This window comes from Petrotoga sp. DB-2 (assembly GCF_054051725.1).
Genome location: NZ_JBSVZD010000067.1, coordinates 1 through 729, shown reverse-complemented (window position 1 = coordinate 729; position 729 = coordinate 1). Strand labels below are relative to the sequence as shown.

Sequence of the window (729 nt, the reverse complement as noted above, 5' to 3'; positions counted from 1 at the left end):
TAGAAATTGTATTATCCTTGGTAGCAAGTATCGCTTGAAAAATAGCAAGTGTTACACCTCCATAATAAGCCCCCCGAAGGGGGCTCAATGTATTTATTTGTAGCCCTTATTCCCTACCTGTTGGTTCAAGAAAGGGGAGTACGTATTTCAAATTTGGCCAATGCGTATAGGGAATCATATATGGATTTTCAGCAGTTGGATAATTCGTCCAGTAATATTCGTCAAATGCAATAACACCTGGATACGAAAATGTTGGAATTGTAGGCATTTCTTCTACAAGTATTTTTAACCCTTCGATACCTAATTGTATGTTTTCTTCACTATCCCATTCAACCTTTTCCATTTGTTCTATAACCTTATCCATTCTCGGATCTCTCCATCTTGACGGGCCCCCATCCAGAGAAACAGCTAATTCACCTATTGGTTTATAATATTTCGAATGCCAGACACTAAAGGTGCGATACAAATCAGGATGTCCTCCCCATGGTTCCATTGCAGGCCAATTAGTTGCAACTTCATAATCTCCCGAGACGGCACGATTAGTAAGGGACTCACTGGCCGCCACTTCCACTTCTATTCCAAAGTTTCTCCATTGTTGTGCTGCAGCAAGTGCATTTCTATGTCGAGGGCCTCCAGAATCTGAATCGGTCAAAATATTAATTTTCCAAGGTGTACCGTCTGGTAACAACCATTTGCCATTTTTATCCCTTTTAAATCCATTCCTTTCTA

At 40.5% G+C, this 729-nt stretch carries 1 pseudogene; it reads right to left on the bottom strand.

Annotation, left to right across the window (positions count from 1 at the left end):
- Positions 1 to 106: 106 nt before the first annotated feature.
- Positions 107 to 729: pseudogene (locus tag ACW9JY_RS10440) on the bottom strand (ABC transporter substrate-binding protein); the annotation flags it as partial.